A 16450-nucleotide genomic window follows, 5' to 3' on the forward strand; every position below is an offset into this window, starting at 1 on the left:
GTAAGCTACTGAAGAAATCCATTGAATTGTTGAATTGTTGAATTACAGCTTTAGATCACTCTTTCTTATAAAAGTTCCTCCCTGATACAAACCATTCAATACTTATAGTTATTAATATTAGCGACGTTAAGCTGTTCGAAAGTCAGCGCCCTGCGGATGAGGAAGACGATGGTGGTCGGGTGACAGGAAACGAGGTCATTGATGGCAACGTCAATAATCTCTTTCAGGATATTTCAGTGAAATCTGTTATCAAAGGCTGATCAGATATTCAGGAACGTAGTTCTAACTGCCATCTCGTGGTTTTTCCGTCAGCCGGTAGACAATTGACCAGTCCAGCGGCTTTTTGAAAAATGGATCCTTGCTGTTTTCCAGGAAAGCCCGGCGCAGGCTGTGGTAATCATAGTGATCGTCATCAAAGACAACCATTTGGTCTGTTTTGTCCAGGCAGAACGGACATTCCCTGATCCGCGCAACCATTCTGGGCTGGAGCTGCTCAAAAGCTGGAATGGCCAGGTTGCGCAGGTATTTTTGCCAGGGTCCCCATGTTCTCAGGAAGTCCTCCAGGGCATCTTCAGTACAGTGCCGTTTGATATCCATGGCGGCCTGGTTTATATGCCACTGGGAAACCCGGCTACAGGCTCTGAACAGCATGTCCCGGGTTGCGCCCGGCAGGTTAAAGCGCTTGCGCAAACCAATCTGATAAGCCAGCTCTACTTCAATCGGACTGACGAAATTCATGGTGTTTATATGACGTCTGGCAATCTCTTTCACCGCATCCAGAATCATCATTTGCCGACCCAGGGCGCGCAATTCTCCGGGGTCGCTGTGCTGCTGCATAGCCATGGTTTCTGCTGATCTGGACAACTCCAGTGTTTCCAGGTCATCCAGAGCCAGAATAACCCGGTCGTCACAAGTACTGGTGGCATGGTGTATGCGCATCAGGGCGTTTTCCTGAATCTCTTGATTACTGCCGAGCAGCGATATGACCCCTAACACCCGCTGGGCCAGAATCGGTCGTGTTACGAGGTTCTGGTAATCCGCAGTACCGGTCAGGCGTTGCAGATAATAAATCAGGCTTTGCTTCTGGTCAGGCCGCAAATCCAGTGTTGGGGTGGATGTGCCAGACTGCGCAAGATTTTCCCAAAATATAAAAGCCTCTTCAAACGTGTCAAATGTTTGCTCTGGTACCCCCTCCGGATCAGATACATAAAATTGCATGCCTTCTGGTTGTTCATGTTCAAGGCGGGCGATTTGCGCTGCTGACAACCCGGTATTTTCCAGATAAACCTTGCGTAGACGCATTTCCTGACTGTCCGTCTTCCAGCCCAGTTCTGTAATCCAGGGAGGCAGGGAGGTCAGGCTAACACAGCCAGAGAGATCAAGGTCGCCACCGAGCTTGATCCTGGCAGGCAGTTCTCTCAGGTTGGTGCAATCCTTCAGGATAAGGTCGCCACCTATTTCCAGTCGAGTATCTGACGCTATTCTCAGTTCGGTGCAACCTTTAAGGATAAGGTTTCGGCCCACCTTGAGGGTTTGCGGCAGCCACTCCAGATTGGTACAACCCTTGAGGTATAGATTTTCCGGTATGTTCATACCATTGGGCAGTTCCCTGAGACTGGTGCAGTTAACAAGGCTAAGGGTCGCCAGTACCGAGAGATTTTCCGGCAGTTTTTGCAGATTGTAACAATCGTCAAGAAACAGGCTGCGCCTGACAATCAGGTTATCGGGCAAATATTTAAGTCCGGTGCAACTGTTGAGCAGAAGGTTCTCCCCCACAAAGAAATTTGTCGGTAAAGTCTCCAGGTCATAGCATTCGTTAAGTTCAGCACTTAATCCTACGGTAAGATTTTCAGGCAGAGCCCTGAGGCGGGAGCAAGCCTTAAGGAAGAGGGTCCGTCCCACGAAGAAGTTTTGCGGTAACTCCGGCAGTTGGCTGAAACCCTCAAAATCAACACTGAACAGCACGTGGAGGTGTTTGGGAACAGTCTGAATCTTGCTGCGCTGAGACCGGCTGAGAGTGGGAAACAGGTCGCCATTAATTTTATAGCAGAGGTTATCGGAAACATTACCCTCCTTCATCAACCGGATCATTTCGGTCGGGTCGGTCTCCTGGACTTTAATGGCTGAAAATTCCGATAAAAGTTTAACCTTATGTGGGAACAGTGCATCAATCGACAATGAATCGTGGTGTATAAGATTTTCTGGCACTGGGCCGTTAGCGTCAGTATCCGGACATTGCATCGTTTCGCTTACACTCGTACCAATAATGTGTGCAGGGAGATTGCTCAGTGGTGTTGCATTCATATCATCATTTTACGGCTGTGAGTAATGTATTAAGGATCACAACTGATTGATGAAGTTCACTTTTTCTGGTTGTTACTGCAAAAATGATACGGACAGGCTGTGCCAGGTGGATATCAGAAGCCAACCGCCAGCCCCCTCATCAAGCGCTGAGAGAGGGCCGGGTGGATTTTTCCATTATGAAGAATTCCTGAATGTCTATCCTGAGAACTCAGGTTAGCGGGAACGCTTTTTCGGATGAGGGCTGAAACGTTTGGTGCTGCCTTTGATTTTCCTGGCCTGCACTTCATTCTTTTTCAGCCGATCCTGCGGCTTTTTGTGGAAGGCGGGTGCGGGTGACAGGTCCACCAGTGCGGCAAGTGCGTCGATATCCTGTTTTTCCAGCTCCTGGAACTGCCCCTGACGCAGGTGATCAGGAATAATCATGCTGCCAAAACGGACCCGCTTCAAACGGCTGACTTTCAGATCCTGGGATTCCCAGAGACGACGGACTTCACGGTTTCGCCCTTCAAGAATACAGACGTGAAACCAATGGTTAATGCCAGTACCGCCGGAGTCCACAATATCGGTAAAACGAGCCATGCCGTCTTCCAGCTCGACACCTTCAAACAGGTTTTTCACTTTCTGCTGGGTAATATCACCCATGACCCGCACGGCGTACTCCCGTTCAATGGAGTGGGAGGGGTGCATCAGGCGGCTGGCCAGTTCACCATCGTTGGTAAACAGCAGCAGACCGGAGGTATTGAGGTCCAGGCGGCCGATGGAGATCCAGCGCTCGCCCTTCAGTTTAGGGAGTTTATCAAATACCGTTGGACGGCCTTCTTTGTCGGAACGGCTGCAGATTTCGCCTTCAGGTTTGTTATAAGCGATGACACGGCGAATACCAGAGGCGTAAGCGTCCAGCTTAATAACCCGGCCGTCTACGGCAATAACGTCGGCCAGGCCTGCACGGTCGCCCAGGCTGGCTTTGACACCGTTGACACTGATGCGTCCTTCAGTGATCCAGCGCTCCATCTCACGGCGTGAGCCAAGGCCTGCGCCCGCCAGGATCTTTTGCAATTTTTCGCCCTGCGGAGGGAGTGTAGTTTCTGTGGTCATGGGATATCGGCGGGGTCTCCGCCCGGAATTTAACAAGAGGGCACGCAGTATAACGGGAGGTTCGGGTACAAACAATCCGGTTGAGCCGCAGTGAAATAGAGTAAACAGGTGAAAAAAGAAAAGGAATGGAACCTGATGATCATTTTATGGTCAAACGGCGGTGTTTATAGCCTCAGCCAGCAGGGGTTTATTCTGAAAACAATATTACCAACCTACTACCATGCACAGTCTGCTGTCCGGGTTGACCAGAGAGCCGGTTTCAGCGGGATTCCAGAACACCCCGGAAATACATTTAACGGTAAAAGGGTCGCAAACTATCACTCTCATCGAATGGCCACTGCCACCCAGGATTACGGCAAGTGTACTGAGGATGACTTCTGGGGGAGAAAAACATTATATGGACATCGAATCACTCCGGCTGGTGTGCTTGCAGCCTACGGAAATGATAGATCGTCTCTTAGAAGTGGCTTCTTCCTGCTCAAACTTTGTCTGCAGAACATTCTGTATGACAATAAAAAAGTGACTCCGGATCAGGTTATTCAGGAATTCAACCGGAAACCGGATCAAAACAATAAGTACCAAATAGCGATAGCGCGCTTTAAGTCGGAATGCTGCCTGAATGGACTGGCGTTAAATGGTCGGCAGGTCACACCGGATGAGGTAGTTAAGGGTTATCAGGACATTAAAGCAACACTGGAGCTGGCACGTTTTAAGTCGGAATGCTGCCTGAAGGGGCTGCCGTTGGCTGGCCAGGCGGTCACACCGGATATGGTGGTCAACGATTTTCCGGATAGTCAGCAAGGCAAACTGGGGATAGCGCGCTTTAAGGCGGAATGCTGCCTGAAGGGCCTGATGTTAAATGGTCAGCCGGTCACACCGGATGCGGTAGTGAAGGATTTCCCGGATAGCCCGGAAGGCAAACTGGGGATAGCGCGCTTCAAAGAGGAGTGTTGCATGAGAGGGCTGGCGTTGAATGGCCAGCCGGTCTCACCGGATGCGGTGGTGAAGGATTTCCCGGATAATCCGAAAGGTCGGCTGGGGATCGCGCGCTTCAAAGCAGAATGTTGCCTGAAACGCCTGCCATTGAATGGCCGACAGATCACAACGGAGGAAGTGGTTAAGGGCTATCAGGCAGTCGGGGCAAGATTGGAACTGGCGCGCTTCAAAACGGAATGTTGCCTCAGGGACCTGCTGTTGTATGGCCGGCGGGTCACGCCGGAAGAGGTGGTGGAGGATTACCCGGGTAGTCCGGAAGGCAAACGGGGAATTGCGCACTTCAAAGAGGAATGTTGCCTGAGAGGGCTGCCGTTGAATGGCCAGCAGGTTTCACCGGCTACGGTGGTTCACGGTTACCGGGCCACTAAATCAGCACTGGGGCTGGCGCACTTTATGGAGCAGTGTTGGCTGAGGGGGTTGGCGTTAAATGGCCAGCCGGTCAGGCCAGATGCTGTGTTTAAGTGTTTCCCGGATAATGATACAGGTGGCAAGCTCGGAAGAGCGCGCTTTAAGGAACTGTGTTGCCTGAAGGGCACGGTGTTGAATGGCCGACTTGTTACCCCTGATGAGGTGATTGAGGATTATCAGTCAGCCAATGCAATGCTTGAGCTGGCACGTTTCAAAGCGGAATGTTGCCTGAGGAACCTGATAGTTAAGGGTCAGCAGGTCACACCGGACATCGTGGTCAGGGATTATAAGGCAGCCAGGGCAACTCTGGAGCTAGGGCGCTTCAAAGCAGAATGTTGCCTGAGGGGGCTGCGATTGAATGGTCGGCAGGTCACACCGGATGCCGTGGTTAAGGATTATGAACGGGGAGGGTGGTTGCTCGAAAGAGCGATTTTTTATTCCCGGTTGGCATTGAATGCCAGAGAATTGAATGGCCGCTATCTGGATAACCTGAAAGTACTGGAAGCGTTTAATGAAGCCCCCGGAAATCATGCCTCAAGGCAGGTTGAATACCTGATGCACAGGTTGCAACAACCTCAGCGATACGATGAAAGCAATGATGCTCAGGATGTCATCCAAAAGGCCTGGCAACTTCTGGACAGCATATTGATCAAAGATAAGCAACAACGATTGCGGTGTATATTGATATTCATGGCTATGCAGAATGGATTGACCATTAATCATCAGAGATTGTCCGCAGAACAGGTATTGCAATCCATCCAGACACTGAGGCCCTCATTTCAGAATTCGCGCATCTATTTCTTTTTCCTGAAACACTGCTATATCACTGGACAGCCTGTTTATGGACGAAGAATCCAAAGACATCAGGTGTTGGAATGCCTTAAGGGTTTTCCTGAAGGAAGTAAACTGCGCCATGCTTTAGGGCGTGGCCTTGAACAGTGCCTCTACGAAACAGGTACAGTGAATAAGTTTCTGTTTAATCGGGAAAATGCTGTCGCCTGTGATAGTCGGTACAGATACTCAGCCTCAGCCAGTCAGCATGCGGCTTCTGTTGCCGTTCGTAGAGAGTGCCCGGTATCGTACAGACCTGAATCGTATAGACAGACCACAGATAACTTCTGGTCTGGCTTTGGTCATGAAAACAGATATTCAGCCAACTGTGTCAATAACGCCGGATATGGCTATAGAGGCCCACTGCCCAACGCGATCCCGAATTTAGAATACCCTGGTCGAAGAGAAAAAGCGGTAGAAGCATCCGTGGCCAATTCCGGCAGGGAACATCCATTCTCTTACCCGCCCCGTGAATACTGGTGTGAAGCAGAAAAAGCAGAAAATACGTTCACTACAGGCAGAGCGGGTTTTCCGGATCATCAGGTTCCGCAGTTAAATGCGCTAACGCTGAGAACACTGGAGATTATTCAGGTAATCAATGACGCTTATCCCTCTCCCCCCATCCTGATTACCGGTTCCTATGCGCGTTACTTACAAAACCGCTGCTCATCATTCAACGACATAGACCTTATCTGCACCGCAGAAGAGCCTGCCAGAGCCCTGTTTGGACAGCTGCGGGCATTGAATGTCGACAGGGATTCAGAAATCCCCAAAAGTGTCATCATCGGGCCAGTCCCGGGATGTCCGACGATTAAACTGCCAAAAGCTTTCAATATTCATCTGACAGACGGTGATCTGGGTGCCAGGGCAATGGGGCTGCAGGTCAGCGTGGACGACAGAGTAGGCTATCAAAATGCGGCTCGACTGGCCGTTCATGTTCCCGGCGTAGAGAAGTTGGTGTGGTGTTTGTCGTTTGCTGAAGAAACCAGATTGTTGAACGATACGCTGAAATTTTTCACCGATAACCTCGATTCGCTGACTGAGCAGTTGCAAAAAGGAGCGGCATTAGCCCTGCCTCGAACCATTCTTTTTAACACCCCCCAAAACACCGGTGAGCGTATTTATGGTTTGCTGATACGCTCTTTGCTTACCCTGAATAAAGCCAGGCAGTTTATTGCACTGTACTCGCAAGGAAACCCCGAAAAAACTGACGACCGGACCTACCAGCTGCAGGAAGAGCCGCAACGCCTATATGCATTGACTCAGAATCTTCACATGAAATTGCTCAGCCATGTGTGGCGTAAGGGTTTTGAACGCAGAGTAAATGGCTGGCTATCGGCCTTTCAGCCAGTTAATGATTACCAAATCAAGAAGAAGGAATTTGTCAAATCACTGCTTGCGATGATGCACCCTGATTCGTCTGGACTTCGACAATATTACTCTGACCTTCCCGTACCGCATAATGCAGTAGTGAACCGTTCTGGTCCCGGGCATTGGCATAATCCCCTTGATCGGGCAAGGCGTACACCGTTTCCAGATTATTCCAGTGACTGGTGAACCTATTGAGAAAGCAAGTGGTCTATGGGGAGTAAATATCTATCATTAGAAGGTTTATTTATGACTCCGCTAAATGCAAATACCGGATTGGCATACTCTGTTAACGGACCACAAAGCAACAGCTATGACCAGAATGATTCTGCCTTGCCAGCGAATGCTCAACATGCGGGCGGTATTTTTCGGAGTCGTGCCACTGAAGACCTTCAACACAGTCTGGCCGTTGGTGCTCGAGCTGCAAGTCCTGTTTTGCCCGCCCATAATTATATGAATCCACCATTGGGTGGAAGTGGAACTGATAATCCATCGGCTGTGAGATTTACGATTGGCTCAGATGATGAGAGTTCTGATGACGATGCTTCACCCTTATCCTCCCTCAGTTCAGGTCCTGGTTCAGAACCTGGCGGCCTCATGGGGTTGGAGCAAACTTTAGAGAGCCTGCTTCTGGTAAAGGAGGCGGATTCCGCTGAAGGTGCTGTAGGGGGCTGCGTTTATGGTGGAGGTGAGCTGATTCTGGAGGAGTCTCTGACATCAAGCTTGAATAAACTGGCGTCATTGTTTTCTGCGGGGAAGGGCGGTAAAGATAAGGCCGTTGAAAGTGTCAGGAAAGAACTTGGTCAAACGATAGCTGACTCTTTCACAACAGCCAGACTGGAAGAATTGCATACAATTGCCTGTAGACTCGAGTCGTGGCAGAAAACGAATTGCAGATTACTTGAAAAATGTAAAGTTAACCCCTTCGACACTTACATACCCGATCTCAATACCCGTGGAATGGTTCCAATAAAGTTCGATGATCTTATCAACGGTATGGTTAATACAGGTGTTATGTCTGGTCTTGGCGAAGGGCTTGATAAAATTGATAGTTATCTGGGGGGGTGTGATGTAACGATGCTACGCCACCGCCACCGCCTTTGCACAGATATGAGCAAAGAAGTCCATAAGCCAATACTTTCCTTCTCGTTTTATCAGGAAAATCTATTAGTCTCACCATCTCCGGATTTGCTTTTTGATGGCGAAGAATTACCCGATTTCACTTACCTTCTTGATGGCGATGAAAATAAAGACTGGAACCACCTTGCCCGTGAATTGGATGCTTATTTTCAACCGGTATTTCAGGCGCTGGTTGAGGTTGGTGGGGCTATTCCAGAAGACACTCTGGAAGAATACTTCAAGAGTGTCGTTGATTAATGAAAGGTTTTATCGGGATCTTCAGACTGAGAAGAAATGGCTTCTTCAGAGGATTGCTCACCAGACGTCTGGTTTTCTGAAGGTGTGGTTAAATTATCTTCAGTGAGTTCAGAACTCTGTTGTTCGGTATCTTCTTCCAGTTGCAGGGCCGGTATTTTCTGCTTCTTGATCAAGTCATTAAAGCCAGTGGGCAATTCGGCTTCCATGGCATCCAGTTCATCGAACAGCTCCTGGGCCGAACGCTCTTTGATGACCTCCTGGTCTGCCAGCTCCGGCTGTTCTAACGTACCGCCTGCTGCTGCCAGTGCTTCAGCAATCTCTTCCGGGATTTCCAGAGCCTTGGCGATTTCTTCCAGGTCCCGGATTTCCGACAGTGGCGGCAGTTCATTCAGGTTCTGCAGGTTGAAGTAATCCAGGAATTGCCGGGTGGTGGCAAACATGGCGGGTCTGCCGGGAACATCCCGGTGGCCAACAACGCGAACCCACTCCCGCTCCTGCAGGGTGCGTATGATATTACTGCTGACACTGACGCCACGAATCTCTTCAATTTCTCCCCGGGTAATGGGCTGACGATAGGCGATCAGGGCCAGGGTTTCCAAAAGGGCACGGGTATAGCGCTGAGGTTTTTCGTCCCACAGGCCACCTATCCAGGGAGCCATGGCCTGACGAACCTGGAAGCGGAAGCCGGACGCTACCTGCTTCAGTTCAAAGGCCCGGCCCTCGCAGGCGTCAGATACTTTGACCAGGGCTGCACGGATTTCATTGCCATCAGGGCGATTGTCTTCCGGAAAGAGGGCCGCCAGCTGTTCAATCGTCAGTGGACGACTGCTGGCCATGATCGCTGCTTCCAGAATCAGTGAGAGATCAGGCTTTTCGCTCATTGATATGTTCCATGTTATTCAACCCGGGCCTTCACATGAATTGGTCCAAAGGGTTCGCTTTGTACCAGCTCGATCAGGGATTCCTTGATCAGTTCCATAATGGCCATAAAGGTGACCACCACGCCCAGCCGGCCTTCACTGACCCGATAGAGTGCCACAAAGGGGGTGAAGCGTTCAGGGGAGAGCATGGCAAGCACCTCGCTCATCCGCTCTCGAACGGACAGTGCTTCTTCCGCCACATGGTGGTGCTCAAACATATCAGCCCGACGCATGACTTCGCTCAGGGCGACCAGAATATCCTGAAGATCAACATCCGGATGTATCTGAACCCGCTCAAACTCAGGAGGCTGAACTTTGGCTGGCCAGTTATCCCGGCCCATTCTGGGCAGGTCATCCAGGTCTTCGGCTGCTTTCTTAAAGCGCTCATACTCCTGCAGTCGCCTGACCAGCTCAGCACGGGGGTCGTCTTCTTCCTCTTCAGCCTCTGCGGTTCGTGGCAACAGCATTCGGGATTTGATTTCCGCCAGCGTTGCGGCCATCACCAGATATTCTGCCGCCAGCTCAAACTGGGAACTTTCCATCAGTTTGACGTATTCCATGTACTGATGGGTGATCTGGGCCACCTGGATATCGAGGATATCCATGTTATTGCGCTTGATCAGGTAGAGCAGAAGATCCAGCGGGCCTTCAAAGGCTTCCAGAAAGACTTCCAGGGCATCCGGTGGAATGTAGAGATCGTCAGGCAGTTTAGTGAATGGTTGACCCTTTACCAGTGCCAGCGATTTTTCCGCTCTTATATGAGGAGCTTCAGGTGCAACGGATTCTGCTTCCGATGGGGCTGACGTTTGTGCTGGTTGTTCGGCCACGGCTTCCGTCGTGGTCATGGGCAGTTCACCTCTTGCTGGGCCGGTACCTCCTGGGAGGTTAGATGGCTTATTTGCTGATCAGTTCCATCATGCCTGCCAGAGGTGGTGTCTGTCCAGAGAGGAACTGTACCAATTCTCGGTCAGCCTCCTAGGAGGCTGACCGAGAATAGCGCCCGTAGCGAGGATGGCAGAAAATTGAGGATAAAAAGTCGGAAATTTTTAGTGAATAGTGGTTCTATTTGCTAAAAATTTCCGACTTTTTAGACCAATTTGCTGCCACCGCAGTAGGGCAGTCTATTCTCGGTCAGCCTACTAGCGATAATGCAGTCCCATGGCATCCCGGACTTCCTTCAGGGTGTCCTGGGCTTCATCGCGGGCTTTCTCACACCCTTCGGTAATAATGCTCTTGACCACATCCTGATTATTTTCCAGTTCCAGGGCTTCAATCCGTATCGGTTCCAGCTCGGCCTGGATCGCTTCTATAACCGGTTTTTTGCAGTCCAGGCAACCGATGCTGGCACTGGTACAGCCACTGTGTACCCAGTCCTGACGTTGCTGGTCAGAATAGAGCCGGTGAAATTGCCATACCGGGCATTTTATGGGATCACCCGGATCATTCCGGCGAATACGGGCCGGGTCCGTGGGCATTTTCCGGATCTTGGTGTCCACCTCGTCAGCACTCTCTCTGAGACTGATGGTGTTGTTGCAGGACTTGGACATTTTCTGTCCGTCCAGCCCGGGCGTTCTGGCTTGCGGTGTCAGCAATGCCTGTGGCTCTGGCAGAATAACCTTGCCGGTGCCTTCCAGATAACCGAAGAGGCGTTCCTGGTCACCCAGGGTAATATTGTTCTGTTCTTTCAGCAGGGCCCTGGCTGTTTCCAGGGCTTGTTCATCGCCTTTTTCCAGATAGGTTTTGCGCAGCTTCCGGTATATTTCACCCTGCTTTCTGCCCATTTTCCGGATGGCCATTTCGGCATTTTGTTCAAAACCGGGTTCACGGCCATAGAGATGGTTAAAACGGCGGGCAATTTCCCGGGTAATCTCCACATGGGCTTCCTGATCCGCACCCACGGGCACACTGCCTGCCCGATAGGCCAGAATGTCAGCACTTTGCAGGAGGGGATATCCCAGAAAACCATAGGTAGAAAGATCTTTCTCTCTGAGTTTTTCCTGCTGGTCTTTGTACGTTGGAACCCGTTCCAGCCATGACAGCGGTGTCATCATGGAAAGCAGCAGGTGAAGTTCGGCATGCTCCGGTACCCGGGACTGAATAAAAATGGTGGAAGAGCCAGGGTTCACACCAACGGCCAGCCAGTCAGTGACCATATCCAGCATGTGTTGCTGAAGGTGCTGGGTATCTTCATAGTGAGTGGTCAATGCATGCCAGTCTGCCACAAAGAAAAAACAGTCGTATTCGTGTTGCAGTGCCAGCCAGTTTTTTAAAACACCGTGATAATGGCCAAGATGCAATCGGCCAGTGGGTCGCATGCCAGATAAAACACGCGACTGAGGGTCTACAGCGCTCAAAGGGCTCTCCCAAATTAGTCCTGAGAGGACAGGGTACGATAGTTTTAATCCAGGGGAAAGAGGGGCAGGACAGTATTACCTGCCGCGCATTACTGGCTTTAGTGGCCAATAATATGATTGATCTTTTTGCCAGTTTCAAAAGACGGGATGCTCCCCTGAACAAGACATTGATAAAGCGTTTGGTTAGTGCCTCCGGTTCTGAAGAGGGTATCGTTCTGGATATTTGATGATGTCAGTGGCGATATCAAGAAATTCTGATTGAATGCCCTCATCTTCAAGAATCTTGATGGCAATATGCTGTTCAGAAAAACCGGACTTTAAAAGGTAGTCATAAACCAGTCTGCCGTCGCTGGTGATGTCTGCGTGAACATGCATGTTCTGGAATATTCCGGGGTATTCATCAGCCAGCAATGTGGGTCTGGGGTAGTGGGTTGTGCAGATATTAATGCAGTTCCGGTTGTTGGAAATGATTTTCAGATAGCCATAAGTGCCAGCCTCACCTTCTATCGGATTGGTACTGCTGAAAATCTCATCCATCAGTGTCAGGCTGAACTGATACTCTGCCATGTTTTCAATATGCTCCATCAGTTCAATAGCTCTCACCGATTCTGCCTTGAATGTTGACAGCCCGGCAGCAACCTCTGAGCTGATATCCATATGGGTATGGATCAGTGAAAACGGGGTTATTTCAATATGGTGCGCTGGTGCAATTCCAAAGGTCTGTGCCAGCAGGACGGCAATGGCAATGCCTTCCATATTGGTTGATTTTCCGGCGGCATTAGGGCCTGTAATGATGGTGTTCAACGGTAATTGCGCGCCTATTTCAATACTGTTTGGCACGGCTACTGCTGGTGATAAATGTGGATTCCAGAATCGGTCGAGTCTCAAGTAGGGTGAAGCGTGTTCCGGAATGTATTTTGCCAAGGTAATTGGGTTGCTTTCTCTTTGCTGACCCTGGCTTACCAGTTTGGCAATGGTCAGCCAGGCATCCACTTCACCCACTGCCTTGAGGATGTATAACATAGAACTTTTGTGCTTCTGCATAAGTTCTAATGCCATGTGGTAGCACCCCATATGAGAGGTGTAGTATTGCCAGGTGGAACGGACAGGGCTTTCAGGGGGCTCTTTCAATAGCGTGAGTATTTCACGGAATTCTTTCGAGTAATCCAGCCTTGAAAGCTCCGGGTAGGATAACAACACTTCATGAAGCGGTGGATGGTTCTCAAGTGTCATCCAGAGTTTTCTGGCTTCAAATAAGGCAAGACCCGGGCGTCTGCTACGTTCCATTACGTAGGTGTAATAATTTTTCTCTCTTTTGGCACTTCGTTGTGTCAGATAAAGTGTCAGGCCATAAAGTGTCAGGCCGCTGACCAGATGCAATGGATGTGATGAATTGTAATAAAGGTAGGTAGGCATAAACCCGAGACCCAGTAAATTCAGGCTTTCAATAAAACGACGGGAGGCTTCTTTTTCATTGCTGGTCTTCGGGTTCATACCAAATTGAGTGGTAGCATCCAGGCTCTGGAAAAGTCCTTTATAGACAGTATCGGAGGGGTCAAGCAGAGAAATGATGCCATCCTCATTGGTGGAGAACCGTTGTAAATGATTCTCCAGCCTGGCCATGATTATTGGATGATCGATCAGGTATTGTATGGTGGATTGTCTTTTTTTCAGTACGTTGATATCGGTTGTTGGAGTAATCAGCATATTGGCTAACATGATTTCTCCGGATACGGTAATCGGGGTTCCAAGGCTTTTCAGAATGCTGTGGTCGGGTGACTGCGTTGATCCATTTAATAAATCCAGGTCTTTAACGGCGTAATGTGTCAGAATTTTGTTTGTTGAACTGGCCTGGTCGACGGTGTGTTGGGTGAGTGATTTTAATACGATTTTTCTTTTTTCTCCGGGTGTGAGAATAATATCAGGAAGTTCACCTTTAACTTCTTTTGATTCAATTTTTTCATTAGAGTCCGGGTAGGCTTGAGAAAAGTGTTGCTGTGATGTTTGATAGGTGTTTTTTATACCAAGTCCAGCCTGAATATCTAAAGGGTGTATAAGAAATCCAAAGATTATTATGAATAATTTATTTTGGTATCTTTTGGTTTCCGGTTTTTTGACTGCTGATATTGGCATGGTTTGATAAATGCTTTGTTAATTGATTGATTTCGGCTATTCACTGATTAATTCTTGATTGTTGGATGCAGCGTGGGATTCAGGCTTTGGAATCAGACTTACAATCCTAGACGATTTTTCTGAATAGTAGAAACATAGTTTTTGCTGTTAATTCCATATCATGGCATGTCATGGATAGTTGTGTGAACTAACAGCTGATTCTTACTTTACCGCAAGAAAAACTAATCAATCATAAAAGGCTCAGGATTACCTTTGCCGACCCTGAGAAGTTCCGGGACATCTTCCATCAGGCTGACCACCGTCGTCGGCTCCATGCCACAGAATCCGCCATCAATAATCAGGTCCAGCTGGGGTTCCAGAGTCATGCGGATATCGTAAGGATCCATCATGGGGAACTCGTCACCAGGCAAGTGGAGTGTTGAGCTCATAATGGGGCAGCCCAGTTCGCTGAGCAGCGACTGCACAATGGCACCCTCAGGCACACGTATGCCGATGGTCTTCCTCTTCGGGTGCATCAACCGTCGGGGTACTTCCCTGGACCCTTTCAGAATAAAGGTATAGGGGCCCGGTGTGTGATTTTTCAGCATTCGATATTGCGTATTATTCACCTGGGCATAGGTCGCCAGTTCGGAGAGGTCTCTGCAGACCAGGGTAAAATTATGCTTTTCATCCAGCCTGCGTATTTTCCGGATGCGCTCAACCGCCTTTTTATCGCCAATGTGACAACCCAGGGCATAGGCTGAGTCGGTAGGGTAGGCGATCACACCACCATCGCGAATAATATCGACAGCCTGACGGACCAAACGCAGTTGTGGGTTGTCGGGGTGAATCTGAAAGAACTGGCTCATGGCAATCGTCAGCATCAGGGTTATTCACTCTGCCTATGGCCCGGGGTGTTGGGGTGACAAACACAAAAGTTTGTCGGCCATAACTCAGAGTGATGAAGGAATGAAGCCTTTAGCTAAGGAAATAGCCTTTAGTTAAGCAAATAGCCTTCAGCCTAAAGAGTAATGCTTCAGCGAAAGAGCACTGTGGTGGTTGCGCGAAAGCGGTGGCGCATCATAACACTCAGGTCAATAGGAAAGAAGTGCCCGACAGGTTGTCCGAAAATAGACTGCTGTTCTCGTAGCATGTCGTACTTGGGAATTGCCCCGTAATAATGTCAGGCACAGAGGAAAAGATTTTTTTCTCCATGACATAGTTTTTTATTTACTGGAAAACATCAGAAATCCGCTCATGGGCGCTTAAACTTATGTATTCACCCCCAACCATTGTTTGCGGCTGCTGCTTCAAAAAAAGTTTTTATATGTTGTAATACTTCGGGATCCTTTTCATGGGGGTAGAGTTTTATTTTTTCGGCCACTACCAGCAGTTCAAGGAGTTTATCCAGCACCTGCTGAATGTCCCGCTGGCTGCTTGCGGATGATTCGTGAGCGGGCCGACGTGCAACATTACATTTTTCGCCAATTTCAGGTGCTTCAGGTCTTGCTGAATTACGGGCGGCATTGAAAACCTGACGTTGACAATAGTCCATCAATGTCAAAATACACCTCGAATTTCGATCCCGGAAGAGTTCTGACTGGTCTGCGAAGAAGCTTTTTGGATGAAAACTTTTGTTAAGCGTTTCACGAGCAACCTGTTTCATGGATTCACCCAAAATGTCCTTGCTCGCGGAGCATGCTGGCCGTGTTTGACCTATTACCTCCACTAAACGGGCAAGATCGATCTTATATGCTCGACTAAACTCCTCAAGCTTGGGCGTATATTTTTTCGATAGGGTCGTACCAGGAATATCTTCGTACCGTAGTCCGGAAAACTTCAGGTTGACGGTAACCGGTTGCTGATGGTCCAGATCCTTCTTTAACCCTGACGGGTTTGTTGCCACAAACTCGTCTAAATAGTCCAGGGCATCAGCCCTGTTGCACTTGTGCATGGCTGAATACAACTTGCAGAAAAACTCTCTTCTGACCATGGCAGGCAACAAACTTTCATCGTCGCTTGAAGCACCTGCCACGCTCTCCGGTTTCACCTTATCATCCCTGGTGATTGGCATCGGATACTGGCTCTTGAAATGTTCTTCGAGGAAGTACATGCTGGCTACGACGGTCAACTGACTGAGTTTTCGATATGAGTGGCCTGACAGCGTATTATAGGCATCCAGGACAAATGTCCATAACCTTTCAGCCAATAGCTTCAGGTTTTTATTATTGTTATTTGGCGGCAGAGTTTTGTTAATAACTTCATTCAGGATACACCAGAATGGATTGATAACACTTGCACTACTGTAGTCCCTGCAAAGGCTCAGGGTATTTGCCAGATATTCAAAATTAGTGTTGTAGGCTTGCTCAAGGGCAAAGAAGCACTCCTCCAGGGACGCAGGAGGAGCGTCGTTGATTGAGGTTGCGCACAGGCGCTCAGTAATGTCAACGCAAACCGGAGTATAAGCAGGCGGTGGTTCCGGGTCGACCACTGAATAAGGGGGTGGAGCGGACCGATTCGTAATATTGACGTCATGGCCTGCAAATGCAGCCCCAGCCTCTCCGGTTGGCTGTTCCGGGGGAGGGTAAACAGCTTTTTCTGCAACAGCGGCATTGTTGATTTTATCCATAATTACCATATTTCATTGTGCTTAAAATACCGTAGACCACAGCACAACCTGTTGGT

Annotated in this window: 10 protein-coding genes; 2 read left to right on the forward strand and 8 right to left on the reverse strand. The window is 49.3% G+C overall.

Going from position 1 to position 16450, the window contains the following annotated elements:
- Positions 1 to 282: 282 nt before the first annotated feature.
- A complete protein-coding gene (locus J7438_RS19770; RefSeq protein WP_209277915.1) occupies positions 283 to 2079 on the reverse strand; it encodes an NEL-type E3 ubiquitin ligase domain-containing protein in 1797 nt (598 codons plus the stop codon).
- A 438-nt stretch (positions 2080 to 2517) separates the two neighbouring features.
- Complete coding sequence (rluB, locus tag J7438_RS19775) at positions 2518 to 3399, reverse strand: 23S rRNA pseudouridine(2605) synthase RluB (RefSeq protein ID WP_209277916.1); 882 nt, start codon at positions 3397 to 3399, stop codon at positions 2518 to 2520.
- Positions 3400 to 3534: 135 nt separating this feature from the next.
- Here rluB and J7438_RS19780 point away from each other — a divergent pair, with 135 nt between their 5' ends.
- Positions 3535 to 7191 (forward strand): hypothetical protein, encoded by a 3657-nt coding sequence (locus tag J7438_RS19780; RefSeq protein WP_209277917.1) that lies wholly within the window; start codon positions 3535 to 3537, stop codon positions 7189 to 7191.
- A 24-nt stretch (positions 7192 to 7215) separates the two neighbouring features.
- Complete coding sequence (locus tag J7438_RS19785) at positions 7216 to 8379, forward strand: hypothetical protein (protein WP_209277918.1); 1164 nt, start codon at positions 7216 to 7218, stop codon at positions 8377 to 8379.
- On the opposite strand, the gene scpB is transcribed toward J7438_RS19785, so the two are convergent.
- The 6 genes from scpB to J7438_RS19815 form a co-directional block, all read right to left on the reverse strand.
- Positions 8376 to 9260: an SMC-Scp complex subunit ScpB gene (gene scpB, locus J7438_RS19790; RefSeq protein ID WP_209277919.1), complete on the reverse strand. Its 885-nt coding sequence runs from the start codon at positions 9258 to 9260 to the stop codon at positions 8376 to 8378. The genes J7438_RS19785 and scpB overlap by 4 nt on opposite strands.
- 14 nt (positions 9261 to 9274) lie before the next feature.
- Entirely contained in the window at positions 9275 to 10144 is an 870-nt protein-coding gene (locus tag J7438_RS19795; protein ID WP_209277920.1) for a segregation and condensation protein A, read from the reverse strand.
- 294 nt (positions 10145 to 10438) lie between these two features.
- A complete protein-coding gene (locus J7438_RS19800) occupies positions 10439 to 11653 on the reverse strand; it encodes a tryptophan--tRNA ligase (protein ID WP_209277921.1) in 1215 nt (404 codons plus the stop codon).
- Positions 11654 to 11836: 183 nt separating this feature from the next.
- Positions 11837 to 13372, reverse strand: coding sequence for a MutS-related protein (locus J7438_RS19805; protein WP_286196739.1), 1536 nt, complete (start codon positions 13370 to 13372; stop codon positions 11837 to 11839).
- A 635-nt stretch (positions 13373 to 14007) separates the two neighbouring features.
- Positions 14008 to 14634 carry an L-threonylcarbamoyladenylate synthase gene (locus J7438_RS19810; RefSeq protein WP_209203408.1) on the reverse strand — a complete coding sequence of 209 codons (627 nt, stop codon included), beginning with the start codon at positions 14632 to 14634 and terminating at the stop codon, positions 14008 to 14010.
- A gap of 410 nt (positions 14635 to 15044) precedes the next feature.
- A complete protein-coding gene (locus J7438_RS19815) occupies positions 15045 to 16394 on the reverse strand; it encodes a hypothetical protein (RefSeq protein ID WP_209277923.1) in 1350 nt (449 codons plus the stop codon).
- Between the last annotated feature and the right edge of the window lie 56 nt (positions 16395 to 16450).

This window comes from Thalassotalea sp. G20_0 (genome assembly GCF_017744175.1).
In the GTDB taxonomy this organism is placed as follows: Bacteria; Pseudomonadota; Gammaproteobacteria; order Pseudomonadales; family Endozoicomonadaceae; genus Endozoicomonas.

What these genes read in the sequence shown, in the direction of transcription:
- J7438_RS19770 (WP_209277915.1), bottom strand. Translation starts at nt 2,079, where the DNA reads ATGAAGGAGGGTAATGTTTCCGATAACCTCTGCTATAAAATTAATGGC.
- rluB (WP_209277916.1), bottom strand. Translation starts at nt 3,399, where the DNA reads ATGACCACAGAAACTACACTCCCTCCGCAGGGCGAAAAATTGCAAAAG.
- J7438_RS19780 (WP_209277917.1), top strand. Translation starts at nt 3,535, where the DNA reads ATGATCATTTTATGGTCAAACGGCGGTGTTTATAGCCTCAGCCAGCAG.
- J7438_RS19785 (WP_209277918.1), top strand. Translation starts at nt 7,216, where the DNA reads ATGGGGAGTAAATATCTATCATTAGAAGGTTTATTTATGACTCCGCTA.
- scpB (WP_209277919.1), bottom strand. Translation starts at nt 9,260, where the DNA reads ATGAGCGAAAAGCCTGATCTCTCACTGATTCTGGAAGCAGCGATCATG.
- J7438_RS19795 (WP_209277920.1), bottom strand. Translation starts at nt 10,144, where the DNA reads ATGACCACGACGGAAGCCGTGGCCGAACAACCAGCACAAACGTCAGCC.
- J7438_RS19805 (WP_286196739.1), bottom strand. Translation starts at nt 13,372, where the DNA reads ATGTTAGCCAATATGCTGATTACTCCAACAACCGATATCAACGTACTG.
- J7438_RS19810 (WP_209203408.1), bottom strand. Translation starts at nt 14,634, where the DNA reads ATGAGCCAGTTCTTTCAGATTCACCCCGACAACCCACAACTGCGTTTG.
- J7438_RS19815 (WP_209277923.1), bottom strand. Translation starts at nt 16,394, where the DNA reads ATGGATAAAATCAACAATGCCGCTGTTGCAGAAAAAGCTGTTTACCCT.